Below are 23,454 nucleotides of genomic sequence, written 5' to 3'. Positions count from 1 at the left end.
GACTTAAGCTAGGAACTTGCCCACTGTGAAGCTCATGAATTTCCTGCTATATGCTATATGCACTCTGATCTGGGGCTCAACTTGGCTCGTAATCACATTCCAGGTGGATTCAGCCTCTCCTATTGCCTCCGTATTTTGGCGCTTCTCTTTGGGTGCCCTGATTTTATTTTCTTACTGCGGAGTCACTAAAAAGAAGCTGTCTTACGGAAAACAGGATCACCTGACCTTCATGGCCATGGGGATCTTTATGTTTTCCATCAACTACATGCTGGTCTACTGGTCAGAGACCATGATCAGTTCAGGTATCGCCGCCATCTGTTTTACGGTGATCGTTCCGTACAACATGATCGGCATGAGGATCTTCTTTAAAAAACCCATCACTGCCAAAGTCGTCATGGGTTCACTGTTGGGCGGCGCGGGAATAGCGCTGATCTTTATGAATGAGATTCTGGGTCTGCAGGCGAATAAGAATACGATTTTCGGGTTAGTTCTGGGACTGATCGCGACCTTGTCGGCTTCGACCGGCAACATGCTTTCGCAACGTTCGTATCGCAAATCAGTACCGGTGGTGATCTCGAATACCTGGGGAATGCTGTACGGAAGTATTTTTACTTTGCTAGTGGGCTTGCTTCTGCAACATAGCTTTGCGATCCCGATGACTGGCAAATACCTAAGTTCACTTTTGTATCTGGCACTATTTGGTTCGGTCTTTGCGTTTGGAGCTTACTTATCACTGGCGGGTCGTATCGGGGCAGAAAGAGCCGCGTACTCCGGAGTCATCTCTCCGATCATTGCGCTGACTCTTTCCAGTATGTATGAGGACTTTAAGTGGACTCCCTACATTGTCGCGGGAGTCGCACTTTGCCTTTTAGGAAATATTCTTACTTTATACTCACCAAAGAAACTTACCAAGTCGGCGGGTTGATTCCCGGTGGCAGGAAGAAAACTCCCGTTTCAAACATCATGTCGATGATGGATTGGGAGGTTTTTCTAAGGTCACGGCCTTGTGGCGCACCATTGTCGACGATAATCATGCCGTCATCACTTCCTGAAATGTAAGTATGCCCCGGTGAAATACCGGAACCATTCATCAAAAGTGCTCCGGTCATTGGCTTATACTTTGTTCCATCCCAGGCAATCCATCCGGCTTTATACAGTGCCATCGAAAAGTTCACGACAGCTGCTGTGCTGGACCAGATCAACTTATTACCTTTGGTGGAATTAAAATCATCGCTCACTCTATATCCGGCCCGCTGATAGGCTTCGCGCACCAACTCGGATTGAAATTCAGCACAAGGCACATTCGAGAATCCATGACGAACCGCTGTTTGTTGAACTGCGATGGACCAGGCGCCATTCGTCGCAACCTTGCTGATCTTTTCATAATCCAGTGACGCCTGTTTGGCTGTCGCTGAATCGATCATCAGATACGATTTCGGAGTTGCAACCTCACGATTCGCGGCTTTTCTAAGCTCGGCATAAATCGCATTCCATTTCGCGCGATCTGCAGCGCTTAGGCTTGCCGGGTCCACACCCTTGTTGATTTTTGGAAAACGTTTTGTCGAGGATGTCGTGTAGCTGAACTTAGGCTTACCTGAAGTCTGATAGTTTGCCAAAAACCCCGCGCCCGGAGACGCCGGTGTGATCGCGGCAAAGCTGCCTTCCACACCTTGAAGATTCCCCACGATGGAAGCAAAAATAAAAAGCCCGCCGCTGGTTTTGTTCAAAGTATCAATTTTGCTTTGGGGAAACTGGGAGGCAAATGCTGATGGAACTGAAACGATTTTGATTGGATAAATAAAGCCCGTGCTGGAGCGAACAATTTTTCCGTTCGAATCTCGGTAATCCAGATTCTTGGAAGAATAATCAGTGGGAACTTCAATCTGCGTCCCGGCCGGAAGCTCTGCCTTGTTTTCCAGGATACTATTACTTTCATAACGCACACTCATCGCCTGATTCAGCAAAAGCTTTTGCGCTGTAGATACTTCATCCGTTGCTGTCCCAGTGCCTGGGTCAATAATAGATGCGGTTTCATCTCCTGACTCGTCAATCGCAGTCAGACTTTCATTACCCGGTCCGCAAGCTGTCAAAGCCAGAACCAGAGACAACGTACCAAGGTTGAATAGTGAACGAGGTGCAAGCATCTCAAATCCCTCCTAAGGTAGTTCTTAGTCCCTTCGGAGCGTTCACATTTAGAATTTAGTATTTTTTATTGCGTGAAAGATATTACCAGTCGTTCGTCGGAAACCGTCAGGATTCTGAACGAAAAAAGATGAAAGATGCTTCCATCAAAAGAGATATGTTTGTTTACGCTGTTCTGCGGATAATGTGATAACCAAAGCGCGTACGGACTGGTTTAGTCGTGGTTTGTCCCACTTTCAAAGCAAAAGCCACCTCTTCAAAATCCGGATCCAGGCGACCTTCAGAAAAAGTTCCCAAGTTTCCACCATCAGCTGCGGACGGACATTTCGAAAACTTGCGCGCAAGTTCGACAAAGTCTTTTCCATCTTTAAGGGCTCGCAGAATATCATCTGCTTCGTAGGAGTGTTGCACAAGAATGTGGCTTACTTGGATTTTCATACTCCGAAGTATGCCACAGCCTTTCACCAATTTCACTGTCCATTTTCAGAGTGTTGGATATGATTGTAATTCAATACTCAATGGGGGTTTACCATGATTAAAGCAAAAGCATTTGCCGCTCCGTCAGCAAAAGCACCACTAGCTCCTTTTAATTTCGAGCGCCGCGAACTTCGCGATAATGATGTTCACATTGAAATTCATTATTGCGGCGTTTGCCACTCGGACGTTCACCAGGTGCGTGATGAATGGGGCAAAGGAATGTTCCCGATGGTTCCGGGTCACGAGATCGTCGGCAAAGTCACAGCTGTGGGCGCAAAAGTTAAGAAATTCAAAGTCGGTGATCTTGCGGGCGTTGGCTGCCTTGTCGACTCTTGCCTGGACTGCGCTTCGTGCAAAGAAGGTCTTGAACAGTTCTGCGAAAAGGGTTTCGTGGGGACTTACAACTCGAAAGAGAAAGATGGCTCGCCCACTTACGGCGGCTATTCAACTTCGATTGTAACTCGTGAAGAATTCTGCCTTTCCATTCCAAAGAATCTGGATCTTGCAGCCGCGGCACCACTTTTGTGTGCGGGTATTACGACATACTCCCCGCTTCGTCACTGGAATGTAACCAAGGGACAAAAGGTCGGAGTCGTAGGCTTAGGCGGTTTAGGCCACATGGCCGTGAAACTTGCCAATGCCATTGGAGCTAAAGTTGCGGTCTTCACAACGTCTCCTTCCAAAGTTGAAGATGCCAAACGCTTAGGGGCCCATGAGGTGATCATTTCCAAAGACATGGAGCAAATGAAAGCTCACATGGGAAGTTTTGACTTCATCATTGATACGGTTTCAGCCCCGCATGACTACAACCTTTACCTGAGCATGCTTCGTCGCGATGGCAACATGGTATTGGTGGGTCTTCCAGACACACCTCCAACATTGGCGGCCGGTGCCTTGATCATGGGTCGCAGAAAACTGGGTGGATCATTGATTGGTGGTATTCAGGAAACTCAAGAGATGCTGGATTTCTGTGCCAAGCACAACATCGTTTCGGACATTGAGATTATTCCGATTCAAAAAATCAACGAAGCTTATGAGCGCATGATTAAAAGTGACGTTAAGTACCGTTTCGTTATTGATATGAAATCCCTTGCCTAGATTTTGAGACCGCAGCAAGCTAAGCGGATGAACATCATTCGTTTTATGCTGGTTGCGGTCCTTTTTTCGGTTTCTTTACCAGCGCTCGCAATCGACAAAAGCTTCCGCTGCCATGGACGAGCATATGAGCAAGGCTTCTTTTTCAGATACTCCATCGAACTTCACAGCCAGGGAAGCTCGCGCAGCCGCCTGACCACCAGCTCTGGATATAACGAATCGATGGACTATGGCTGGCGGGAGATTTCGACTCCTAAGTATGGCAAATTCGCAGTGGACTCCCCTTTCCACGAATATAAAGCGTTTCTAACCCAGGAAGAGAACCACTTCAGTCTGATTTTGGTGGATCCAGTAACCAGTGCCTCGGTGGAACCACCTCCCTATGATCGCTTCGTCTGTGTGACTGACCTCTGAAGCGTCTGGTAAAATTAACAGGTTTTTCACTCTATACTGCCCAAATTGCTAAACATTTTGTAAATACCCACCACACACAAACTGGGGGTATCTATGAAGGCATTTTTCATCGCATTCGCACTTGTTCTAAGTTCCTCTTTCGCATCTGCTGGCGCTATGAAAGAGATCTCCATGATGACCACTGAAAGTGTTCTTGAAACACTTGGTTTTGATGAAAGCATCGTTTCTATCGAGCAAAAATTCACAACGGTTGCAGGTTACGATGTGGCGATCATCACTATGGCGCGCGCAAACTACAAAGTGAAAGGTGTTGCACCCACTTTCAAATGCGTGACTGTCTTCAAGAAAAATTCTGACAATTGGTACGATATCGTTAAAACAGAGTGCGAAACTCTTAAGTAGGATTTATGAAAACTGTAAGTATTTTCTTTGTTCTTTTGATTCTTAAAATCGCCAGCGCTAACGCTGCACCTTGTGATCAAGTTGCAAACACGCTGCCACAAAATTCCGAGCTTTCAAACATCTTCCAATGCGAGCCGGAACAAGAAGGCCAAAAACCAGTTTGTCTGGCGATTTCCAAAATCGGCGACAACCAGTACCTGTATCAAACCATCCAGGATTCTGTGGTTATCAACTCTGCGACGACTAAAACTATTCAGTTGGTTGGCTTAAGCGCAAAGTACAGCACCACGAACGACAATCACCGCATCACTACAATCTATTGGCCGAACGCAAGCTTGTTGATTTTGGATTACTCTGCTCGCAAAGGTTTCTTTAAGGGTTACGAGATTCAAGACAGCTACAGCTTCACTTGCAGCCAAAAGTAATCATCATCTGAATTCAGAAATAAAAAAAAGGAGCCTCAAAGCTCCCTTTTTTTTAGATATTCTTTTCCGAGCGGCTGAACTGCTTAAGTTGCGGGGCCTGTTTGCCTTGCGACTTTAAAACTTCTGGGTTGCGCAGTTTGATTGGCATCGAGTTGAATCCGTGGCGGTCATAGAAGCGAACGACCGTTTCACTACCCGTATCGCTCGCGGCTGATACAGCCAATTCCATCTTAAAGATCGTACGTTGAGCAGTGATGATCATCGCGCCATTTTGATAAGTCCAAACGCCTTCACCTTTGCCAAGACGGTCGACTTGATAAAAGAACTTTCCATTATCAAAAAGCACGTAGCGCATTGGATACTCGCTGCCGGTTTCCAAAACTTTAAGTTCATCAATTTTATTTTCTGCCTGAGGCCAGTCAGCGGAAGGATTTACGAACTGACCATAGAAGTCAGCATCACGTTGATGGCCGATCAAGGAACCTGCTGGAGAGCATGCCTGCAAAGACAAACCCAAAATTGCTGTCAAAAATGCGAAACCTAGGTGCTTTTTCATTTCTTTAGTTTATAAACTGGACCGCGAAGGTCAACGCCATTCCCGGTCAGGTCTGGGTCATTGCAACACAAATGAGACTGGAAACTAATTTCCGAATTTCAAATTAACGTTGCTGGTATCATTTGAACCGGCTGTTTTAGACTGAGTTCTCACAAGACAATCCTGGTAGCCTACATCCGTTGCTGAATAGCTCTTGCCAGTTGAATCTGCGCATCCGATTGAAACTTTTGGTTTAGAACCAGTTGCAGTTGTCGCCATGGCTTTATCAAAACCCTGCATATCCAATTTTTGAAATCCATCTTGAACTGGAACTTTGCCAGTTTGCTCATCCGCATGGGCCATAACTGTGAATCCGACAAACAGAAGTACGACAGGTAAACGCATTGGGTCCTCGTTTCTTTGAGTTGGAAGGGCGGATATATAACCAATCCTTGTTTTTATACAACCCTTTAGTCCTCCCCTACACATATTACCGGGTTTCCCATGGAATAGAGGTAAAGGTGGTGCCTCTATGTTTGCTTCAGTACGTACTTACCGTTTTAGCCCTGTGTATATTCAGGAAATTGCAGAAAAGATTCAGGACATGTTTGTACCTTTGCTGGAACAGATGGAGGGCTTCGTTTCCTATGACTGGATCACAACTCCCGACGGCCAGGGTATCGGCGTCTGCGTATTTCGCGACGAAGAAGGCCTGCGCGAATCCATCCACCTGGCGGCCGAGTTCCGCAAAGCCCACTTCAGCCACATCGGAATGACCACTCCCGAGATCACCATCGGTAACGTAGGCGCCCATGGCAGCATCAACGAACAAATGAGCCCCACCAACACCAAAAGACCCGAGGACCGCCCTACCCACTAGTACTTACGCGCCGCGCTTTTGCCAATCCACTAGGAGTTTGATAGGTTCAAATCTCCAAAAGTGGGGGGCTAGCTTAGTTGGTTAAAGCACGGTGCTCATAACACTGGGATCGGGGGTTCAAGTCCCTCGCCCCCTACCATCCTTCGCCCTGCGGGCTACGGCTTGGCGGGCCACTTTTTCTTAGTTTAAAATTATTCGACTTAATAGTACGCGAAGGTCGCAGCATTATTCCTAGGAAATTGAGTAAGGTAGTTCATGAAACTCTTGGCATTAATTCTAGCGCTTTTAACTGTCGTATCTTGTACGACTCCTAGCAAACCTGTCTCTCAACTTAGCTCATTGGATATTGTTCGAATTAATGAGCTGTTTCGTATTCAGAAAAAAGTGGCGAAAGATGTTTGGCCTGGATTCGAGAATGCTGAGTTCAGATTTGTCGTGATTGAAAGAACAAATCAGTTTGCGATTAATGTGAATCCGCTGCCAGATTACTATACCCCCACATCCCTTCCCAAATCGGTAGTACAAGAAATTACTTCCGTCGCTAAAACTGAAGTATTCAGGGACGCTTTCGGCAACAAGCAACCAGATGCACCGGCCGTATTGTACAACGCCTACTCTAAAGAAATGACCGGGATGCATTTTAAGCACTCGATTTATTTCGTTAAAAGCCTGGATGAGTATCATCGAAGTGGAGACAAACAAACCACAGAGGAGTGGATTCACATCTCCTTTCACGAACTATTTCACACTTACCAAGATCAGTTCGTTAACTATGATTCAGCCTTAATGAAGGAAATTACCACTCCAATCAAAAGGGAAATTGCAAAGGACGATGAGCATCGGAAATTAGTCAAAAAGGAAGTCGAACTACTGGGACAGGCGGCCTGCTCTGCTTCAATGACGAAAACCAAGGCGAATCTCAAAAAAGCTCTGCAACTTCGTTCCAAACGCTGGGCATTTCTTGAAAAAAAATATGCCTTCAAGCCACTGCAGTGGGAAAGATATGACGCTTGGGCCGAGGGCACGGCTGACTATGTTGAACTTCATTTAATGTCGAAGTTTGCATTCTATCAAGACGATACTTTACTAAAATCAGATCCATTCTTTGATGGCTTCAAGGAGTACAAAAAAGAAATTCAACAAGCTTGGTGTGAACTCATTTCCTCAAACAAGAAGCAAAGCTATTGGTACTCGCTGGGTTTTGCCTATGCACTGATTCTGGATAAGCTAATGCCAGACTGGAAGACAAAGAAGCTGGACAGCAAGCTATTCTTCGATGCCTACTTCAAGGAATTGAAAGTCCTTTAAATAAAAAACAGGGAGATAAATCTCCCTGCAACAAAAATCCAAAATTGCAAATTTAAACTGAACTAGTAAAAATCAACCGAAGTAGATGTCGGAACCGATCCGCCCTGGAATACTCCCGGCACACCGTTTTGATTTTGGCCAAGACTTAGAACACCATTGCTCAAAGTACCGACGTTATCCACAAACTTATTCCCACTGTTTGGCAAGGTCATCGAATAGCACGACATCATATATGTGGATTTCGACTGACCGTTATCCCCAGTACTTGGTGTACTGTTATATGGACTTGTTCCGCCGCAACCTGTATTCACCGCTGATTGCACAGACGTATTCCATGCCATCATGGATGAAGATGTGACTGTGAAGGCCAAAGGATAAAGATATCCGGTCGCTGAACCAATCGTATAAGATCCCGTTGACGTATACATAATCGCATAGCTGATACAACTTCCGCCCGTAAACCAATATTGATTATGCGTGAAGGCACCGTTGCTATGCATAGTTAGTTCAATTTTAGTGCGATTGGCATTCGTGACGATTCCATCAGTTGCGGTGATGCAACCGCTCTCCCATGTCTTCGCCAATCCCGCGAATGTAAAATCGGTACCTGTGCTGGGAGTTTCTTCAGTCGCCTCGCAGGCTGCGAGAGTTGATACTGCTAGACCCATAATAACGATTAACTTTAGTAAAGGATTATCCATAAACGTACTGCTCCTTTAGTTACTCTGTTTTGGCTCACTTATTAATTATCGGTTAAAGCTTTTGCTCACATTACCCTCAGCTCGATTTTATCAAGTTTATACGAGGCCTTTCAGCAACACTGTTTCACAATGAAACATATATGTTAGTTTTCCTTAACCCCATAAATATAAACTAGTTAACACCAAGTGACTTGTGATTCCGTTCGAAAAACTCCTTTCAAAGCGCATCCACCAAACAGGTCACTTCATCATTCTGTTTTTGACCATAGGCTTTGTCTATCGTTGCGATAGGAACTATCAATTTTACTAATTAACCTTAACCACGAAAAATAGACATCGCACGTTTACATTTAACGAACGATACAAAGGAGAACTATCGTGTTTATGAAACCATTTCTTGGCGTTGCATTGCTTGCACTCAGTTTAAGTGCTGGTACTGCTTTCGCTGAAGGTAAAGATACTGTGGAGCAAGCTCCCAACAATAAATTCTGGTGGCCTGAAAGATTGGATCTTTCCCCGCTTCGTCAGCATGCAGCTGAATCCAATCCACTGGATAAAGGATTCGACTATGCAAAAGAATTCAAATCCCTGAATCTTGCTGAAGTAAAAAAAGATATCGCAAAAGTTTTGACGACATCTCAAGACTGGTGGCCAGCGGATTACGGTCACTACGGTCCATTCTTTATTCGTATGGCGTGGCATAGTGCCGGCACATATCGCACAGCTGACGGTCGCGGCGGTGGTGGCAGTGGCCAACAACGTTTCGAACCGCTGAACAGCTGGCCTGACAACGCGAACCTGGATAAAGCCCGCCGCTTGTTGTGGCCGGTAAAACAAAAATACGGACAAAAACTTTCCTGGGCAGATCTGATGATCTTAACTGGAAATGTTTCTTTGGAATCCATGGGTTTCAAAACTATCGGTTTTGCCGGTGGTCGTGAAGATCAATGGGAACCAGATTTGGTATTCTGGGGTACTGAAACAAAATGGATGGGTGGCGACAAACGCCGCACCGCTGATGGTAAACTTGATAAAAAACCAGTGGCAGCAATGCAGATGGGTTTGATCTATGTGAACCCAGAAGGTCCAAACGGAAAACCAGATCCGATTGCAGCTGCAGCGGATATCCGTCAGGCATTCGGTCGTATGGCCATGGATGACGAAGAAATCGTAGCGCTAATCGCAGGTGGTCACTCGTTCGGTAAAGCACACGGTGCCCATAAGCCGGAAAAATGCGTGGGCTCTGATCCATCAGGCGCACCGGTTGAAGAACAAGGTCTTGGCTGGAAAAACAAATGCGGCACAGGTGTTGGTAAAGACGCTGTGACAAGTGGACTTGAGGGTGCATGGACTCCGACACCGACTCAGTTCTCGATGATGTTCCTGGCGAACCTTTTCCAATTTGATTGGGAGCAAACAAAGAGCCCGGCTGGTGCAACTCAATGGATTCCAAAAAAGGGTGCCGCTGCGACTATGGTTCCGGATGCGCACGTTGCTGACAAACGTCACGCACCAATCATGTTCACAACGGATTTGTCTTTGAAAATGGATCCGGCGTTTAACAAGATTTCCAAAAAGTTTTTGGACAATCCAAAAGAGTTCGAAGCAGCTTTTGCTCGTGCATGGTTTAAGCTTACTCACCGTGATATGGGTCCTCGCGCCCGCTACATCGGTGCCGATGCTCCAAAAGAAATCTTCACTTGGCAGGATCCTCTTCCAGCTGCAACAGGCAAGAAGATCTCTGCGTCTGATGTCGCTGCATTGAAGAAGAAAATCGCGGCATCTGGTATCAAAAATTCTGATTTGATCCGTACGGCGTGGTCTTCTGCAGCTTACTACCGTGGCACGGATATGCGCGGTGGTGCTAATGGTGCTCGTCTTCGCTTGTCGCCAATGAAGGATTGGAAAGTGAATGCTCCGACAGAACTTGCCCCAATCCTTGCTAAGTATGAGTCGATCCAAAAAGACTTTAACAAAGCGGGCAAGAAAGTTTCTGTGGCGGATTTGATCGTACTTGGCGGTAACGTAGGTATTGAACAGGCGGCAAAAGCCGGTGGCATTTCTGTCACTGTACCTTTCCAGGCAGGACGTGTTGATGCGACTCAGGAGCAAACTGATGTTGCTTCCTTCGCAAATCTTGAACCAAGAGCCGATGCATTCCGCAACTTCTATGGTGAAGGTAACTACCTTTCTCCGGCAGAAGCCATGGTGGATCGCGCAAACCTTCTGACTTTGACTGTTCCTGAAATGACAGTCCTTATGGGTGGATTGCGTGTTCTTGATGTGAACTGGGACCACTCTAAAAATGGTGTCTTCACGACGAAACCGGGCACCCTGTCCAATGACTTCTTCGTAAACCTGATGGATATGTCAGTGAAATGGCAAAAGTCCGCTACAGTGGGATTGTACGAAGGTTTGGACCGCAAAACGAACGCGGTTAAATGGACAGCAACTCCGGTGGATCTGATCTTTGGCTCGCACTCTGAGCTTCGTGCAGTTGCAGAAGTGTACGCTTCCAATGACGGCAAAAAGAAATTTGCAAAAGACTTTGTGACAGCTTGGAACAAAGTTATGAACTTGGATCGCTTTGATCTAAAGTAGCAATTGTAAGCATAAGACTGATTAAAGAAGCCACCGAAAGGTGGCTTCTTGCTTTTTGATCGCAGTTAAAATTTCTTTACAAAGCTCCCAAACTTTTAAGCGCCGCCAGGATGTTCTCGGTCTTTTTGCTAAAATCTTTCTGGGCTTCGATGCGTTTGAAACTTTGATGCTTCCCCCAGACCTGCAGCAACCGCTGCTGACTTTCCAGACTTTGTTCAAAGTTATGAAAGCGCGACTGATTGACTCCCCCAAAAAATTCCTGCGGTGGCATATCCAGAAAAATCACATGGTCGTACTTGGCCAGTTCATCTTCTATCTTCACCGGGAAGTTCTTCAAGTAGTCCTCAACACCAGGAGGCCAGAAGGCCGCGCCATCCATTTTCGCACGATCCAAAATCATGTGCGTGGCCTTGGGTTGGCGACGCAAACTTATCCCTTCCAGATTCTCCTGGACCGTAAGGATCGAGTTTTGAAAAGCCCTGATCTGTTCCAGATCATCATGGGCCGGAGCCGGGAAACCACCCTTCAGTAAGACAACGGCACTTTCAGGTACGAGCACTACACTCGGAAAGTTCAACGCCTCAATCGCGGCCAGGGCTGAACTTTTTCCCGAAGAGGGTGCTCCCGTTAGTACGATTTTCTTAACTCTGTCCATCACTGGCCCTCACCCTTTAACTTTCGCTGAACACACTGAACGATATACAAGGGCCAATTTATACGCAACAATATCCTCTCCCACAGCCCAAGGAGAGCCTATGTCTGCCAAGTTATTTCATGGAAGTTGCCACTGCCAGAAGGTCAAATTCGAAGCCCTTCTTGATTTCTCAAAAGGAACTGGACGTTGCAACTGCTCCTTTTGCACCAAAAGCAGAAATTGGAGCATTCAAACCAAGCCTGAAAACTTCAAACTACTTTCGGGAGCAGACTTGCTCTCGGACTATTCGAAGTCAGGCATTGTAAATTTTAGAATCGGTGATTCGATGGCGCCCTATACGAATCATCACATGTTTTGCAAAGCCTGTGGAATACGCCTGTTCTCGCTAGGGAACATTCCCGAGATTGGTGGAGATTATGTTTCGATCGCGGTTGCATCTTTGGACAATGTTGATTTCAAAGAAGTAATGTTGGCGCCAATCAGATATATGAATGGTCGAGATAATGATTGGTTTCACACTCCAGAATTTACCGGTCACTTGTAACTGCCGCACTTTTGCCGAACAGAAAATTTTGGTTAACAGTGGTAACCGTATTCATTAAGAATACGGTTTTTTCGTTTCGACTCCAAAATCAATATCCAAAATGATTACGACAAGTATCCTATATTCAGGAGGCCAGATTGTCGGTCAACATAGAAACGTTCTCGGACTATCGAGATTTTTTGAAGCATAAGTACATGGAGTCGAAAGCCAAGAAGCAAACTTTCTCTCTTCAACATTGTGCTACTCAACTGCAAGTATCAAAAACTTTCGTAAAGTTCGTCTTTGATAAAAAACGACACTTCACCTTTGGTACTCTTCCCTTTGTTTGGATTCTTTTTAAACTAACACCTAAAGAACAGCTTCAGCTGACTTTCCTGTTTTGCCAAACGGTGGCTGAAGACAAAGTCCTTAAGTCTCACTTCACGGCAGTCCTGCAAGGTATCGAAGCGAATAGAATCCTGGTTGAATAGCAGGTCTCAAAATTTTGGAATAAAAAAAGGGCCCCTGTCTTACAGGAGCCCTTTTTAGTTTTTAAACTGCAAGAAACAAGATCTAGCTGTCTACGAAAGCCTTCAACTTGTTGCTGCGAGAAGGATGACGAAGCTTACGAAGAGCTTTCGCCTCGATCTGACGGATACGCTCACGGGTAACGTTAAAGTCCTGACCTACTTCTTCCAAAGTATGATCGGCTTCTTCACCGATACCGAAACGCATACGAAGAACTTTTTCTTCTCTTGGAGTCAAAGTCGCAAGAACACGGCGAGTTTGCTCCGCCAAGTTCAAGTTAACAATCGCCTCTGCAGGGTTGATAACCTTTTTGTCCTCGATAAAGTCGCCTAAGTGCGAATCCTCTTCCTCACCCACCGGAGTTTCCAAAGAGATTGGTTCTTTTGCGATTTTAAGAACTTTACGAACTTTATCCACCGGCATGTCCATTTTATCTGCGATCTCTTCCGGGGTCGGCTCACGGCCAAGCTCCTGGATCAAGTAACGAGATGTACGAACAAGCTTATTGATAGTTTCAATCATGTGAACAGGGATACGGATCGTACGCGCCTGATCGGCAATAGCACGAGTGATCGCCTGACGGATCCACCAAGTCGCATATGTCGAGAATTTGTAACCACGACGATACTCGAACTTATCAACCGCTTTCATCAAACCGATGTTACCTTCCTGGATTAGATCCAAGAATTGAAGACCGCGGTTTGTGTATTTCTTAGCGATAGAAACAACTAGACGCAGATTCGCTTCAACCAATTCAGATTTCGCTGCATCGGCCTCACGCTCACCTTTCCAGATAGCTGTGTATGTTTCCTTCACCCATGTGTGATTCATCTCAGTTTCAGAATCCAAACGTTTAATACGGATTTCTGCCTCTTGAGCTTGCAACACATAAGATCTGAATTTTTGATAATTAAGACCTGTATCACGAGTCATGCGTGTCAGTTCTTTTTCATTGCTCTCAACCAGCTTCATACGCTCAGTCATAGATACAACGTCTTTAGAGAACGTACGCTCAACACCGTCTTTGATACGACGACGAAGAGTACCGATACGGTTCACCAGGTTTTTGAACTTGATCACAACACGGTTGATCGTTTTACGGTTGAAGTTCACAGATTCGAACACCGCCATAAGCGTGTCATTCATCGCAACGAGTTCTTTCATTGCAGCCTGACGAGCTGGAGTGTTGGTTTCTTCTTTACGAAGAACTTCGAACTGCTTCGCAGCAGCTTTTTGGTACTCTGTAACTTTACCGATCAATTCGTGAATTTTATCGATGTATTCCTTTTCATCGTATTGAGTTTCTTCATCCTCAAGACCACGGAAGATCGATTTAACTTTGATACGGCCTTCATCAAGACGCTTACCAAGTTGAATGATCTCGTATGTACCTAGAGGTGACAAAAGGATCGCACGAACGATTTCACGCTCCCCTTTTTCAATACGACGAGCAATCTCGACCTCACCCTCACGAGTAAGTAGAGATACGGAACCCATTTTACGCAAATACAAGCGAACTGGGTCATTACCCTTTACGTCTTCGCTTTCTGCTTTTTCTTCTTCATCTACTTCTTCGTCCTCAGAATCAGGGCTTTCCAGGAAGTTTCCTTCGCCCTCTTCGTCTTTCGAAGTTTCAGACAAGTCTGAAATAACTACACCCGCGGCCTCTAGGCCATGCATGAACTGGTCCAATGCAGCTGGGGCAATGATTTCAGGTGGAAGAAGGTCGTTGATCTCTTCGATCGTCAACGCACCCTTTTCCTTCGCAAGCTTCAGGAATTTCTGGATTTCTTCTTTAACCAGAGCTTCCTGTTCCTGCAAAGAAAGAACCTTTGTTGGCTCTTTCTCTTGTTTGTTTGGTAGGTTTTGTTTCATCAATGACCCGCCTTTATCCTTTATTCAGAGATAGTCGATCTCTGTGTGCCTTCATAATCTGTTCCAACTTTTCAGAGGTTGGCTCGGACTTAGCGTCCAGGGCCAACTGCTTTGCTTGATCGCGCAAGAAATTGTCGCGCACGCGCTTAAAGCAATCGCGCAAATACTTTGCCTCTATTTCTTCATCAAACCCGGGGTCGCCTTCATTTTTGGGCGCCTCAACAAATAATAATTCCGGATGATCTACATAGGAGACAAGGAGACTGGTCAATTTATCAAACTTATTTAAGTCTTGTCTATACACATCAGTCGCTTTTTCGAGGATCTTTTTCACTCCCGCATGAGAGATACTTGCCAGCACATTTTCATTCGCAAACAGCTCGAAATTGGCACGACTTTTGAGTACCAATCCTAATAGCAATGCTTCCGCTTTTGAGGCTCCTTTAAGGGTGATTTTGCCACCCTCCACAGAGTCAGACACTTGCGAAGCCGCTGATTGGTTAGCCTGCTGAGTCCCTTGATTTGGCTGCACCGTCCTAGAGAATGAGCTTCTGTTCTGCGAATATACAGGGCCGCTACTTTGTAATCCCACAGCCTGACGCAGCCACGGCAGGGTCACACTCATTTTTTGAGCGGCCTCAGCCAGGTACAAATCACGCAAACGTTGATCAGGAATGACCTCAAACAGAGGCTTGAGTTTATCCGCCAGCTTCACCTTCTCTGGAGCATCACCACGGTAACCCTCCATCCAGCGATTCAAGATCAGAACAAACAAGTCTGGAGCGCGATCCAGCTCTACTTTCAAGGCATCCGCCCCGTACTTCTTAACGTAATCATCAGGGTCCATGCTGTTTGGTAAAGTCAGACCCTTAGGATACAAATCCGCTGAAAGCAAAATCGGCAGACTGCGTTCTGCAGCTTCCATTCCGGCAGAGTCCCCGTCGAAAAGCGCCACCACATTGCGAGTCATGCGCTTCAACATCTTACCGTGCTCCGGAGTCAGCGCTGTTCCCATGGTCGCAACAGAGTTTCTGATACCGGCCTGAAACAGGGACACTAGATCCATATATCCCTCTACAATAAGGGCTTGATCTTCAGAGCGAATATAGCGCGCCGTCTGCGACAATCCGTAAAGAACGCGGCCCTTGATAAAGACCGGTGTCTCTGGGGAATTCAAATACTTGGGTTCAGTTTCTTTTTTCTCTAGATAACGTCCACCGAAGGCAATGGGCTCACCCATTGGAGAAAAGATCGGGAACATCAGTCGATCTCGGAAAATATCGAAATAGCCGGGTTTGCCGTTGCGGGCTTTAACCAGACGCGCCTCTTCCGCCAATGCCATCGGCACTTGTTTGCTTTGTAAAACACGCTCTAAGCCGTCCCATTCAGCAATGGCGTAACCAATGCCGAAAGTGTCGATCACTTCCTGGGACAGGCCACGGCTGGCGATATAGCGCTTCACTGGATGATCATTAGACACGCGACGAAGTTGCTCTGAAAAATAATCAGCAGCGAGCTTATTTACTTTTAACAACGACTTCTTTTTATCCGCAGCTTGATCACGTTGCGGATCATGGGCTTCTGGTGCGGGAATCGGAATGCTGGCGCGATTTGCAAGGTACTCAACAGCCTCAGGGAAACTCATGCCCTGATAATCGCGTAGGAATGAAAACAAATTACCACTCTTATGACAACCAAAGCAGTGGTAGACTTGCTTCACTTCTGAAACAGAGAACGACGCTGTTTTTTCAGCGTGATCTGGAAACGGACAACGACCCATCAGGCCACTGCCGCTCTGTTTTAGCTGTGTGTATTGAGAGATGATATCGACGAGGTTGTTACCCTCTGACACTCTCTCAATGAAATCTTGGGAAAAACGCATGTACCTTCCAAAGTTTCGTTCAAGTTTCACCTTGGGAACTCACTTAACATGAGTCCCCGCAGGCTTTAGGCAAGGTCCAATCAGGTAACAGTTCCCTTTTTGTACTGCTGTGCAGCCCTCAGGGCGCACTGCCATACAAAAAGGGAACTGTTACCTCGAAGAGCTAGGCTAGTTTGGCTTTGATAACTTCGCTGACGATTTTGTTGTCAGCAGCGCCATTGGCACGAGCGATGACTTCTTTCATCACTGGGCCCATGTCTTTAACAGTTTTCGCACCAGTAGCAGCGATAACTTCAACGACAAGCGCTTCGATTTGCTCGCGGCCCATTTGAGCTGGCAAATACACTTCCAATACTTTCAATTCAGCAGACTCTTGGTCCACCAGGTCCTGACGACCGGCTTGCGAGAATTGATCGATGGATTCTTTACGTTGTTTAACCAATTTTTTTACGACGTTGATCACTTCTTCCGGAGTGATTGCGTCTGGGCGCATATCGATTTCACGATTTTTGATCGCTGCTTGCAGACCACGTAGTGCTGTCAGCTTCAGTGATTCTTTTGCGATCATTGCGGCTTTAACATCAGCCATGATTTTGTCTCTGATTTCCATGAAAACTCCCTATGGTGATTATGACAAAAGGCGACTTTGTGGGTCGCCTCTTGTGAGTAAGAAACTATAATTCAATAAAGAACTATTCGCCCCAACCTTTACGAGATTTCTTAACAGCGCGCTTACGAGCTGCGATAGATTTCTTTTTAAGTCTTACAGAAGGCTTTTCAAAGTGTTCGCGTTTTTTAACTTCAGAAAGAATACCTGCTTTTTCGCAAGATTTTTTGAATTTACGGAACGCTGATTCAAAAGACTCACCGTCTTTGATTTTAACCATTGCCACGACAATCACCTGCCTTCCCATGTGGACGAAAGAGAGAAATAAGAATGAGAGTGTATAACAAAGAGGCAACAGAGGGGCAACCCCTCGAGGTCTAAATGCAGTGCATTATAAAGTTTCCCAGATGACCGCCCCATAGAACTATGTTTACCTTCGACCCCATGAAACTTATCTATCTAATTTCATTGGCTTTATTTGGAACATCCGTAGCATCCGCCCACTCCGCAACGACGCCCTCCCAAGTGACTTGGGGTCGGCATCTTGCCCATGATTTCATCATTGGCACTCCGCCAGCTATGAAAGCGGCTCAAAACAACACTTCGGCCCTATGGAGCTTTCCGGCGGCAGATGCCTGTGAAGAGCACATTGCCAAGGCCGTCTGTCACGTAAAGAGTCTTGAAGATGAAAGTGAATGCCGGAAAGCTCCCGCCGAGGTCTATGAAAACCTTCGCGCAGTTTACCAGCGCCTGCCAGTTCAGTTTCAAAAGATGATGTGCAAGGTTTCCAAAATCGGAGTGGTGGACGAAATGTTCTCGCTGGCGATGGCAGGCTTTGGCGGCACGGATCCAGCCTCAGCAGAAGCATTCATAGCAATTTCGACATCACTGGTTGCAGCAAATCCTTCAGCAGACGCCGTGTTTGGCTGGAAAGAGCAAAAAGTTTTTGGTGCGAAAGCTCCGCGATACGAAGTGGGAAAAAAAGGGCCCCGCGTTTCCGTGCGTAGCAAATCTCCCGTGGCCACTTTGGAGTACGTGCTCATTCATGAACTCGCGCATCTTTTTGATTTTGCCAACGGTGTTAATCGATACAAGTGCGAGCCGGGTCCGGAAAACTTTGATTGCAGCAAATCCCCTAAGACCCAAGACGAATTCACGGAATATCACAAGCATCAGTTTCCGATCGAAGACTCCTGGGGTGTATTGAGCTGGAAGACGGCCGCCGCACCAAATGACAACAACAGTTTCCCGCTGCACAGCAAACTCTGCTTTTACAACTGTAAGGAATCTTTGCAACTATCCGATATGGACGAGTTCTACATGCAGCTGGATCCAACCAGCTTTGTTTCCGCCTATGCTGCCACCAATCCTTGGGATGATTTCGCGGAAAGCGTCGCGTTCTATGTCATGACTCGTCCCGAGACCGACTTGAAATTTCGCATCAGCACCGGCCGGGCTATTTACTTTAATGAATGGCGCTGGTCCCAAAGTAAAAAGAAAAATAATTGGATTGAGCTTTTCTTCGAGGGTGATCTAAAATATCCACGATGATGAATCGTGATGCTCAGGACAAAAAATGGATGCGCAGGGCTTTTGAACTTGCGCGCAAAGCCGGTAAAAACGGCGAAGTACCTATTGGCGCCGTTCTGATTTCTCCGAATGGCGAACTTCTATCCCAAGCAGCCAATGTTCGCGAAACTCTTCACACTCCCCTGGGCCATGCAGAACTTTTGTGTCTGCATAGAGCCGCTAAAAAAATGAGCTCCTGGCGTCTTGAAGACTGCACACTTTATGTCACCCTTGAACCTTGCGTGATGTGCGCCGGCGCCATTCAGCAGGCGCGTGTGGGCCGCGTGGTCTATGCCGCGAAGGACTCCAAAGCCGGAGCCGTTGAAAGCCTTTATCAGATCCTGAACGATTCCAGACTGAATCATCAGGTTGAAGTCACAACTGGAGTGCTGGAAAACGAATGCTCGCAGTTGATCAGCGACTTCTTTCAGAATCGACGTGACGAACAAAAGCAAGTGAAGGCCGATAAAGTCTATCGACGACGGGCTTCCGCAGTGGTCGTTTATAAGAATAAACTTTTGGGCTTTCACGCTGAAGATCCGGTCTCTAAGAAAAAGTATTTCTTTTTGCCCGGTGGAAAAATCGATAATGGCGAAGAACCATACGAAGCGGCAACTCGCGAAGCTCAGGAAGAAACTGACTACAAGATCAAAGTATTCGCGGAAACCGAATTCCGTCGTAAGTACGACTTTGAGTGGAACGGAAAGAACCAACCCTGCGATACTTTCTTTTATCTTGCCACACTTGATGAACCTTGGCACGAGGTCCGCGCCGTTCAGGATGCTGACTATCATCGCGGTGTTGCCTGGATTGATTTGAAAGACTTAGACAAAACTTTTTCTTACGACAAAGACATACTGTGGGCTGTGCAAAAGCTTACGAAAACCGCTCGCAAAATGAAACTTTAGGAGGCTTATGTTTGCCCTTTTATTAACTGCAGCTTTAGCGGCTTCTCCGACTGAAAGCCCAACACCTTCGCCTTCCGCGACGGCGACTCCGACTGCAGCAGCACCGGAAACGGCGACTGCAATCACTTTGTCTCCACAAAAGAGTGAGTTGAATCAACCCGAAGCAAATAAATCATTGATCGAGATTTCTGCGAAACTAAATGCGCAACTGCCAGAGACGGAAAAGATCATCATACCGTCACCAGGAAGTCGTCAGTTTTTCTCGCAACTTGCTGTATTCACTAAATCCACTAACTCCGCACAAACAGCAAAAAACTTTTTAAAGCTATCTGATTTATTTCTGCAGGGTTGCAACGCCTATTCAGCAAGCGGCCTAACTTCACCTATAATGACAGGCGCCATAGAATCATTTGATATTACCAATGCACAGGTTCGTCGCAAAGGCAGCCTTAAGGATGCACAGAATCTAGCGCGCATTTCCCTGACAACAGCTCAATGCAAGGGACCGATCATTGTTAATTCCATCGGAATGAAGTGGCTTGAACAATCCCTTGAGACATTAAAAACAATGAACCTGCGCCGTCTTAAGAAAGACGACAAAATGCGCCTGAAGGCCCTTCAGGAACAAGTTCTGGGCCTTGATTCCAAAGAGATTTTGGAAGAGACCATGCGTTTTGAAGTCCTGATTTCTTCCGCTGAGATTATGAAGACCATGAGCGAGGTTCCTCCAGCTCACGCGGAATCCCCTGAAGACGTCTTTAACAATGCCTTATTGCTAAACGAAGAAGGCAAGCCTCACCAGATCAGTATTGAAAAAAGCGCTGAACTTACGATGAAGCTGCTTCAGGCGGTTCATTCATCTAAAACTTATCAGTTTCCGGAATACATCGCAGAAATCGACCGACAAATCAAAGAAGGTCGCGACGGGATTGTTAAAGACCTGGATCTAAAGAACGAGGGTTTTACCAGTTACGAAAAATTCCAGGACGAGGCATTTATGGAAAGTTTCGCGAAAAGACTGATAGCAGAACCTGATCTTTTAAAGCGAGTTAAAAGGAATTTGTCCAAGAGCCCGGATGTTGCCACTCATCTTTTCCAAAACCATCTGGCCATTTACAAAGTTTCACCTAAGTTCTTTGAAGCCTTCAATGAGCGATTGCTTGAAACACAGAAAAAGGCCAAGAACCTGATTAAATAAAAAAAGGCGGATTCAACATCCGCCTTTTTTATTATTCATTAGTTTAAATTTATGCCTCTAAACGATAACCCAGTGACGGAACCGCGACGATGCGGCCGTTGAACTTGGCAATCTTACGTTTAAGATAGTTGATTTGCGAATCAACGTTACGTGAAGTCACATCCGAGTCACCCCAGATTTCATTCAGACACTTTTCGCGGGTTACCAGGTTGTTTTTATCCGCCACCAACATTTTCAGGATATCGAACTGCTTAGGAGTCAAATTGACCTCTTCGCTGTCGATAAAAATCTGACGGGACAACAAGTTCATGCGCAAATTGCCGGCAACCAGCTCTGCCGTCACTTCCGGTTCTTTTTCAGCCAGGCGTGCTTTGATTCTAAGGATAAGCTCTTTTACGTGAAACGGTTTGGAAATGAAGTCATTCGCACCCGTCTCAAAAGCTTTGATTCTTTCGTCGATCGTCGCTGCACCGGAGACAAAAATAATTGGCGTATTTTTGATTTCTGCCTGCTCGCGCACTTCACGGCAAACATCAACACCCAACATTCCCGGCATTTTGTAATCCAAAAGAATCAGATCGGGTCTCTGTTCATTAATGAGTTGCATGGCTGCTGTGCTGTCTGAAGTGTAAGTGCAGTCATAGGCTGAGCTTAGGATCTCTGCCAAAAGCTTACAGCTTTCTTCATAGTCATCTACAATGACGATTTTCTTCGCAGCCAAGGTTACCCCTACGTTCAAGTTATTTCCATAATTCTGCATATAAACAGAATACGTTTATCGAACAAAAATACAAGGACCCTAAGGTCTAGAACTACATCCCTTTAAAAGGAATTCCTTTTGCTTGTAAAATTTTTTTGACCGCTTCTCGCTTATCTCCCTGGATTTCCACCAAACCGAATTTTTCTCCGATAGAGTGCGAACCGCCGACGCCACACTTGGCTTTCAACTCCTTCGCAAAACCTTTCAGGAATTCTTCGTTTCTAGGAAGGCCATCAAGAACAGTTACAGTCTTCCCACCGCGACCGTTCTTTTCAAGCCGAAAGATAACAACGAACTTTTGTGAGGCATCGTCCTCAGGACGACATTTGCATTCGCTTTTAAGCTCTTTACATTGAGGACAAACGACGTTGTCCTTTGGATCAGTGCTATATACCAGACGAGTATTACTCATGAACTAACCGGAGCTTTCTTCAGTTGACGGATTTGGGGTTGGCCCTTCTCCGCTCAGTTTATGCTGGGTATACTCCTTTCCGTCAAATCTGAAAAGCTGTGGCGTTTCATCCATTATAGTAGCCAGATTCACCGGACGCTTCCAAAGCTTGTAGACGTTCTTCAACGTCTCACTCATGAAGTCAGGCTGCATATCAATGCCTTCATGCAGATGGTTCAGCAAAAGCTCCCCTCTGTTTTCGAAGTTGGCATCTTCAATGCGAATAATTGGCTGCCCGAAGTTTGTCATATGAAACAACAACTGTGACTTAATAGCCTTAAAGTTACTGGTATCCACTTCGAACTTTTGAGTCTTCTTATTAAACTTGTAAACGAAAAGCTTGTTCCTGACACAGAAGTCCTCTGTCAAAAACTGATCGATGAAGGTCACATCGTTGCAAACTTTGCGAACTTCAAAGATCTTATCGCGCCCCAGGCCCAATCTCTTGTCCCAGTGTTTGCGCTCCTTCACATCATCGCACTCTTCGAACTCACGTCCGAATTGCCCTTTGTTCCAGCGCTCCTCGATATCGCGAAATAGTTCAATTCCCACTTTATAGGGATTGTAGCCGTTAGGGGCCATAGCCATCGTTCCGGCATGATGATCCGCAAAATCAATGATCTCTGAATCATTCAAAATTTTTGTCGTCATCAACTTGGAATGCCAGTACGAAGCCCATCCTTCATTCATGGTCTTGGTCATACCTTGCGGAGAGAAATAGTAGGCCTCGTCACGAATAATAGTCAGCACGTCCACTTGCCAATCCGACAGCGGAGCGTGATGGATAAAGAATTTCAGAATATCTTTCTCTGGCTCTGCAGGAAAACGCTGTGCTTGTTCGGCTGCCTCAGCCTGCGCTTTCAGCTTCTGCTCTTCCACGAATGCCGGAGGATTAATGTAATCGCGCATGTAATCGCGCTCTACCTTCAACAGGTAGTTTTTCTCTTGCGGAGGAGTCTGCGACTTAGTCACAGACTTTTCCACATACGGACTGTAGCGATCAATCAGGTTTTCAAGACTTAAACAAACATCAATAAAGTTTTCGACGGTGTCCTGTCCATAGCGATCCATGTAGCGACGAATGCGTGTCGCGTGATTCGCCATTTGGTCCATCATTTTACGATTTGTTTTGGAAAACCAGATATTGTTCTTAAAGAAATCACAGTGCCCGTACACGTGAGCCATGACGAGCTTCTGATCCATCATCGCATTACCTTCCATCAGATAGGCATAGCAAGGATCGGTATTGATCACCATTTCATAGATTTTAGAAAGACCATATTCGTAGCTTTTGGAAAGATGCTCGTACTCCATCCCGAATTTCCAGTGCGGATATCTGACAGGAAAGCCGCCGTATGCGGCAAATTGAGAGATCTGGTCATAGGTGATCAATTCGAAAATGGTTTCGAAGCAATCAAGACCCGCATCTTTGGCGATCTGGCAAATGCGCTTTCGTTCGGCTTCTAATTCGGGAGTTAAATTTGCCACGGTAGTTCCTTCACTCTCTAAAGGGCCTCA

The 23,454-nt window shown here is 46.0% G+C and carries 26 protein-coding genes and 1 tRNA gene; 14 read left to right on the top strand and 13 right to left on the bottom strand.

Annotated features, from left to right (window positions below):
• Positions 1-34 precede the first annotated feature (34 nt).
• Positions 35-925, top strand: a complete 891-nt coding sequence (locus tag ACLVWU_RS01135; protein ID WP_413578760.1) for a DMT family transporter — start codon at positions 35-37, stop codon at positions 923-925.
• Here ACLVWU_RS01135 and ACLVWU_RS01130 read toward each other — a convergent pair.
• On the bottom strand, positions 906-2,144 hold the full coding sequence (locus ACLVWU_RS01130) for a hypothetical protein (RefSeq protein ID WP_413576620.1): 1,239 nt from the start codon (positions 2,142-2,144) through the stop codon (positions 906-908). The genes ACLVWU_RS01135 and ACLVWU_RS01130 overlap by 20 nt on opposite strands.
• A gap of 163 nt (positions 2,145-2,307) precedes the next feature.
• Positions 2,308-2,580: a peptidylprolyl isomerase gene (locus tag ACLVWU_RS01125; RefSeq protein WP_413576619.1), complete on the bottom strand. Its 273-nt coding sequence runs from the start codon at positions 2,578-2,580 to the stop codon at positions 2,308-2,310.
• A gap of 93 nt (positions 2,581-2,673) precedes the next feature.
• Here ACLVWU_RS01125 and ACLVWU_RS01120 point away from each other — a divergent pair, with 93 nt between their 5' ends.
• The 4 genes from ACLVWU_RS01120 (at position 2,674) to ACLVWU_RS01105 (ending at position 4,955) form a co-directional block, all read left to right on the top strand.
• Complete coding sequence (locus ACLVWU_RS01120) at positions 2,674-3,717, top strand: NAD(P)-dependent alcohol dehydrogenase (RefSeq protein ID WP_413576618.1); 1,044 nt, start codon at positions 2,674-2,676, stop codon at positions 3,715-3,717.
• A gap of 27 nt (positions 3,718-3,744) precedes the next feature.
• Positions 3,745-4,128 carry a hypothetical protein gene (locus ACLVWU_RS01115; RefSeq protein WP_413576617.1) on the top strand — a complete coding sequence of 128 codons (384 nt, stop codon included), beginning with the start codon at positions 3,745-3,747 and terminating at the stop codon, positions 4,126-4,128.
• A 93-nt stretch (positions 4,129-4,221) separates the two neighbouring features.
• Entirely contained in the window at positions 4,222-4,530 is a 309-nt protein-coding gene (locus ACLVWU_RS01110; RefSeq protein ID WP_413576616.1) for a hypothetical protein, read from the top strand.
• Between the two features lie 5 nt (positions 4,531-4,535).
• The gene (locus ACLVWU_RS01105; protein WP_413576615.1) at positions 4,536-4,955 is read left to right on the top strand and encodes a hypothetical protein; all 420 of its coding nucleotides are present in this window, start codon (positions 4,536-4,538) and stop codon (positions 4,953-4,955) included.
• Between the two features lie 52 nt (positions 4,956-5,007).
• On the opposite strand, the gene ACLVWU_RS01100 is transcribed toward ACLVWU_RS01105, so the two are convergent.
• Positions 5,008-5,511 carry a transposase gene (locus ACLVWU_RS01100; RefSeq protein WP_413576614.1) on the bottom strand — a complete coding sequence of 168 codons (504 nt, stop codon included), beginning with the start codon at positions 5,509-5,511 and terminating at the stop codon, positions 5,008-5,010.
• 84 nt (positions 5,512-5,595) lie between these two features.
• On the bottom strand, positions 5,596-5,895 hold the full coding sequence (locus ACLVWU_RS01095) for a hypothetical protein (RefSeq protein ID WP_413576613.1): 300 nt from the start codon (positions 5,893-5,895) through the stop codon (positions 5,596-5,598).
• 127 nt (positions 5,896-6,022) lie between these two features.
• Here ACLVWU_RS01095 and ACLVWU_RS01090 point away from each other — a divergent pair, with 127 nt between their 5' ends.
• From ACLVWU_RS01090 to ACLVWU_RS01080, 3 genes are all read left to right on the top strand, one after another.
• Entirely contained in the window at positions 6,023-6,370 is a 348-nt protein-coding gene (locus ACLVWU_RS01090) for a hypothetical protein (RefSeq protein WP_413576612.1), read from the top strand.
• Between the two features lie 62 nt (positions 6,371-6,432).
• Positions 6,433-6,509 (top strand) — tRNA-Met (locus ACLVWU_RS01085).
• A gap of 116 nt (positions 6,510-6,625) precedes the next feature.
• A complete protein-coding gene (locus tag ACLVWU_RS01080) occupies positions 6,626-7,678 on the top strand; it encodes a hypothetical protein (protein ID WP_413576611.1) in 1,053 nt (350 codons plus the stop codon).
• 62 nt (positions 7,679-7,740) lie between these two features.
• Here the strand turns inward: ACLVWU_RS01080 and ACLVWU_RS01075 are convergent, their stop codons facing one another.
• Positions 7,741-8,379: a hypothetical protein gene (locus tag ACLVWU_RS01075; protein WP_413576610.1), complete on the bottom strand. Its 639-nt coding sequence runs from the start codon at positions 8,377-8,379 to the stop codon at positions 7,741-7,743.
• A 384-nt stretch (positions 8,380-8,763) separates the two neighbouring features.
• Here ACLVWU_RS01075 and katG point away from each other — a divergent pair, with 384 nt between their 5' ends.
• Complete coding sequence (katG, locus tag ACLVWU_RS01070) at positions 8,764-10,980, top strand: catalase/peroxidase HPI (protein WP_413576609.1); 2,217 nt, start codon at positions 8,764-8,766, stop codon at positions 10,978-10,980.
• A 76-nt stretch (positions 10,981-11,056) separates the two neighbouring features.
• Here katG and ACLVWU_RS01065 read toward each other — a convergent pair whose 3' ends face one another.
• Positions 11,057-11,635 carry an AAA family ATPase gene (locus ACLVWU_RS01065; RefSeq protein ID WP_413578759.1) on the bottom strand — a complete coding sequence of 193 codons (579 nt, stop codon included), beginning with the start codon at positions 11,633-11,635 and terminating at the stop codon, positions 11,057-11,059.
• A gap of 100 nt (positions 11,636-11,735) precedes the next feature.
• Here ACLVWU_RS01065 and ACLVWU_RS01060 point away from each other — a divergent pair, with 100 nt between their 5' ends.
• Together ACLVWU_RS01060 and ACLVWU_RS01055 are read left to right on the top strand one after the other, a co-directional pair.
• On the top strand, positions 11,736-12,179 hold the full coding sequence (locus tag ACLVWU_RS01060; protein WP_413576608.1) for a GFA family protein: 444 nt from the start codon (positions 11,736-11,738) through the stop codon (positions 12,177-12,179).
• Between the two features lie 137 nt (positions 12,180-12,316).
• Positions 12,317-12,649 carry a hypothetical protein gene (locus tag ACLVWU_RS01055; RefSeq protein ID WP_413576607.1) on the top strand — a complete coding sequence of 111 codons (333 nt, stop codon included), beginning with the start codon at positions 12,317-12,319 and terminating at the stop codon, positions 12,647-12,649.
• An 82-nt stretch (positions 12,650-12,731) separates the two neighbouring features.
• Here ACLVWU_RS01055 and rpoD read toward each other — a convergent pair whose 3' ends face one another.
• The 4 genes from rpoD to rpsU form a co-directional block, all read right to left on the bottom strand.
• A complete protein-coding gene (gene rpoD, locus ACLVWU_RS01050; RefSeq protein ID WP_413576606.1) occupies positions 12,732-14,561 on the bottom strand; it encodes an RNA polymerase sigma factor RpoD in 1,830 nt (609 codons plus the stop codon).
• 13 nt (positions 14,562-14,574) lie between these two features.
• Positions 14,575-16,443, bottom strand: coding sequence for a DNA primase (gene dnaG, locus ACLVWU_RS01045; protein ID WP_413576605.1), 1,869 nt, complete (start codon positions 16,441-16,443; stop codon positions 14,575-14,577).
• A 163-nt stretch (positions 16,444-16,606) separates the two neighbouring features.
• Entirely contained in the window at positions 16,607-17,053 is a 447-nt protein-coding gene (locus tag ACLVWU_RS01040; protein WP_413576604.1) for a GatB/YqeY domain-containing protein, read from the bottom strand.
• Positions 17,054-17,135: 82 nt separating this feature from the next.
• Positions 17,136-17,336 (bottom strand): 30S ribosomal protein S21, encoded by a 201-nt coding sequence (gene rpsU / locus ACLVWU_RS01035; RefSeq protein WP_088617237.1) that lies wholly within the window; start codon positions 17,334-17,336, stop codon positions 17,136-17,138.
• Positions 17,337-17,494: 158 nt separating this feature from the next.
• On the opposite strand from rpsU, the gene ACLVWU_RS01030 reads away from it, so the two are divergent.
• From ACLVWU_RS01030 to ACLVWU_RS01020, 3 genes are read left to right on the top strand one after another with little or no spacing between them, the layout of a single operon-like run.
• Complete coding sequence (locus tag ACLVWU_RS01030; RefSeq protein WP_413576603.1) at positions 17,495-18,601, top strand: hypothetical protein; 1,107 nt, start codon at positions 17,495-17,497, stop codon at positions 18,599-18,601.
• Positions 18,598-19,527, top strand: coding sequence for a tRNA adenosine(34) deaminase TadA (gene tadA / locus ACLVWU_RS01025; RefSeq protein WP_413576602.1), 930 nt, complete (start codon positions 18,598-18,600; stop codon positions 19,525-19,527). The genes ACLVWU_RS01030 and tadA overlap by 4 nt, the downstream gene beginning before the upstream one ends.
• A gap of 7 nt (positions 19,528-19,534) precedes the next feature.
• Positions 19,535-20,725, top strand: coding sequence for a hypothetical protein (locus ACLVWU_RS01020; protein ID WP_413576601.1), 1,191 nt, complete (start codon positions 19,535-19,537; stop codon positions 20,723-20,725).
• Between the two features lie 49 nt (positions 20,726-20,774).
• On the opposite strand, the gene ACLVWU_RS01015 is transcribed toward ACLVWU_RS01020, so the two are convergent.
• From ACLVWU_RS01015 to ACLVWU_RS01005, 3 genes are all read right to left on the bottom strand, one after another.
• On the bottom strand, positions 20,775-21,446 hold the full coding sequence (locus ACLVWU_RS01015) for a response regulator transcription factor (protein ID WP_413576600.1): 672 nt from the start codon (positions 21,444-21,446) through the stop codon (positions 20,775-20,777).
• 91 nt (positions 21,447-21,537) lie between these two features.
• Positions 21,538-21,897, bottom strand: coding sequence for a translation initiation factor (locus ACLVWU_RS01010; RefSeq protein ID WP_413576599.1), 360 nt, complete (start codon positions 21,895-21,897; stop codon positions 21,538-21,540).
• A 3-nt stretch (positions 21,898-21,900) separates the two neighbouring features.
• The gene (locus ACLVWU_RS01005) at positions 21,901-23,424 is read right to left on the bottom strand and encodes a SpoVR family protein (RefSeq protein WP_413576598.1); all 1,524 of its coding nucleotides are present in this window, start codon (positions 23,422-23,424) and stop codon (positions 21,901-21,903) included.
• Positions 23,425-23,454 lie beyond the last annotated feature (30 nt).

It is taken from the genome of Bdellovibrio sp. HCB290 (assembly GCF_047305925.1).
Taxonomy (GTDB): domain Bacteria; phylum Bdellovibrionota; class Bdellovibrionia; order Bdellovibrionales; family Bdellovibrionaceae; genus Bdellovibrio.
The sequence above is the reverse complement of the archived record's forward strand: the minus strand, read 5'-3'. Positions and strand labels throughout refer to the sequence as shown.

What these genes read in the sequence shown, in the direction of transcription:
- ACLVWU_RS01135 (WP_413578760.1), top strand. Translation starts at nt 35, where the DNA reads ATGAATTTCCTGCTATATGCTATATGCACTCTGATCTGGGGCTCAACT.
- ACLVWU_RS01130 (WP_413576620.1), bottom strand. Translation starts at nt 2,144, where the DNA reads ATGCTTGCACCTCGTTCACTATTCAACCTTGGTACGTTGTCTCTGGTT.
- ACLVWU_RS01125 (WP_413576619.1), bottom strand. Translation starts at nt 2,580, where the DNA reads ATGAAAATCCAAGTAAGCCACATTCTTGTGCAACACTCCTACGAAGCA.
- ACLVWU_RS01120 (WP_413576618.1), top strand. Translation starts at nt 2,674, where the DNA reads ATGATTAAAGCAAAAGCATTTGCCGCTCCGTCAGCAAAAGCACCACTA.
- ACLVWU_RS01115 (WP_413576617.1), top strand. Translation starts at nt 3,745, where the DNA reads ATGAACATCATTCGTTTTATGCTGGTTGCGGTCCTTTTTTCGGTTTCT.
- ACLVWU_RS01110 (WP_413576616.1), top strand. Translation starts at nt 4,222, where the DNA reads ATGAAGGCATTTTTCATCGCATTCGCACTTGTTCTAAGTTCCTCTTTC.
- ACLVWU_RS01105 (WP_413576615.1), top strand. Translation starts at nt 4,536, where the DNA reads ATGAAAACTGTAAGTATTTTCTTTGTTCTTTTGATTCTTAAAATCGCC.
- ACLVWU_RS01100 (WP_413576614.1), bottom strand. Translation starts at nt 5,511, where the DNA reads ATGAAAAAGCACCTAGGTTTCGCATTTTTGACAGCAATTTTGGGTTTG.
- ACLVWU_RS01095 (WP_413576613.1), bottom strand. Translation starts at nt 5,895, where the DNA reads ATGCGTTTACCTGTCGTACTTCTGTTTGTCGGATTCACAGTTATGGCC.
- ACLVWU_RS01090 (WP_413576612.1), top strand. Translation starts at nt 6,023, where the DNA reads ATGTTTGCTTCAGTACGTACTTACCGTTTTAGCCCTGTGTATATTCAG.
- ACLVWU_RS01080 (WP_413576611.1), top strand. Translation starts at nt 6,626, where the DNA reads ATGAAACTCTTGGCATTAATTCTAGCGCTTTTAACTGTCGTATCTTGT.
- ACLVWU_RS01075 (WP_413576610.1), bottom strand. Translation starts at nt 8,379, where the DNA reads ATGGATAATCCTTTACTAAAGTTAATCGTTATTATGGGTCTAGCAGTA.
- katG (WP_413576609.1), top strand. Translation starts at nt 8,764, where the DNA reads ATGAAACCATTTCTTGGCGTTGCATTGCTTGCACTCAGTTTAAGTGCT.
- ACLVWU_RS01065 (WP_413578759.1), bottom strand. Translation starts at nt 11,635, where the DNA reads ATGGACAGAGTTAAGAAAATCGTACTAACGGGAGCACCCTCTTCGGGA.
- ACLVWU_RS01060 (WP_413576608.1), top strand. Translation starts at nt 11,736, where the DNA reads ATGTCTGCCAAGTTATTTCATGGAAGTTGCCACTGCCAGAAGGTCAAA.
- rpoD (WP_413576606.1), bottom strand. Translation starts at nt 14,561, where the DNA reads ATGAAACAAAACCTACCAAACAAACAAGAGAAAGAGCCAACAAAGGTT.
- dnaG (WP_413576605.1), bottom strand. Translation starts at nt 16,443, where the DNA reads ATGCGTTTTTCCCAAGATTTCATTGAGAGAGTGTCAGAGGGTAACAAC.
- ACLVWU_RS01040 (WP_413576604.1), bottom strand. Translation starts at nt 17,053, where the DNA reads ATGGAAATCAGAGACAAAATCATGGCTGATGTTAAAGCCGCAATGATC.
- ACLVWU_RS01030 (WP_413576603.1), top strand. Translation starts at nt 17,495, where the DNA reads ATGAAACTTATCTATCTAATTTCATTGGCTTTATTTGGAACATCCGTA.
- tadA (WP_413576602.1), top strand. Translation starts at nt 18,598, where the DNA reads ATGATGAATCGTGATGCTCAGGACAAAAAATGGATGCGCAGGGCTTTT.
- ACLVWU_RS01020 (WP_413576601.1), top strand. Translation starts at nt 19,535, where the DNA reads ATGTTTGCCCTTTTATTAACTGCAGCTTTAGCGGCTTCTCCGACTGAA.
- ACLVWU_RS01010 (WP_413576599.1), bottom strand. Translation starts at nt 21,897, where the DNA reads ATGAGTAATACTCGTCTGGTATATAGCACTGATCCAAAGGACAACGTC.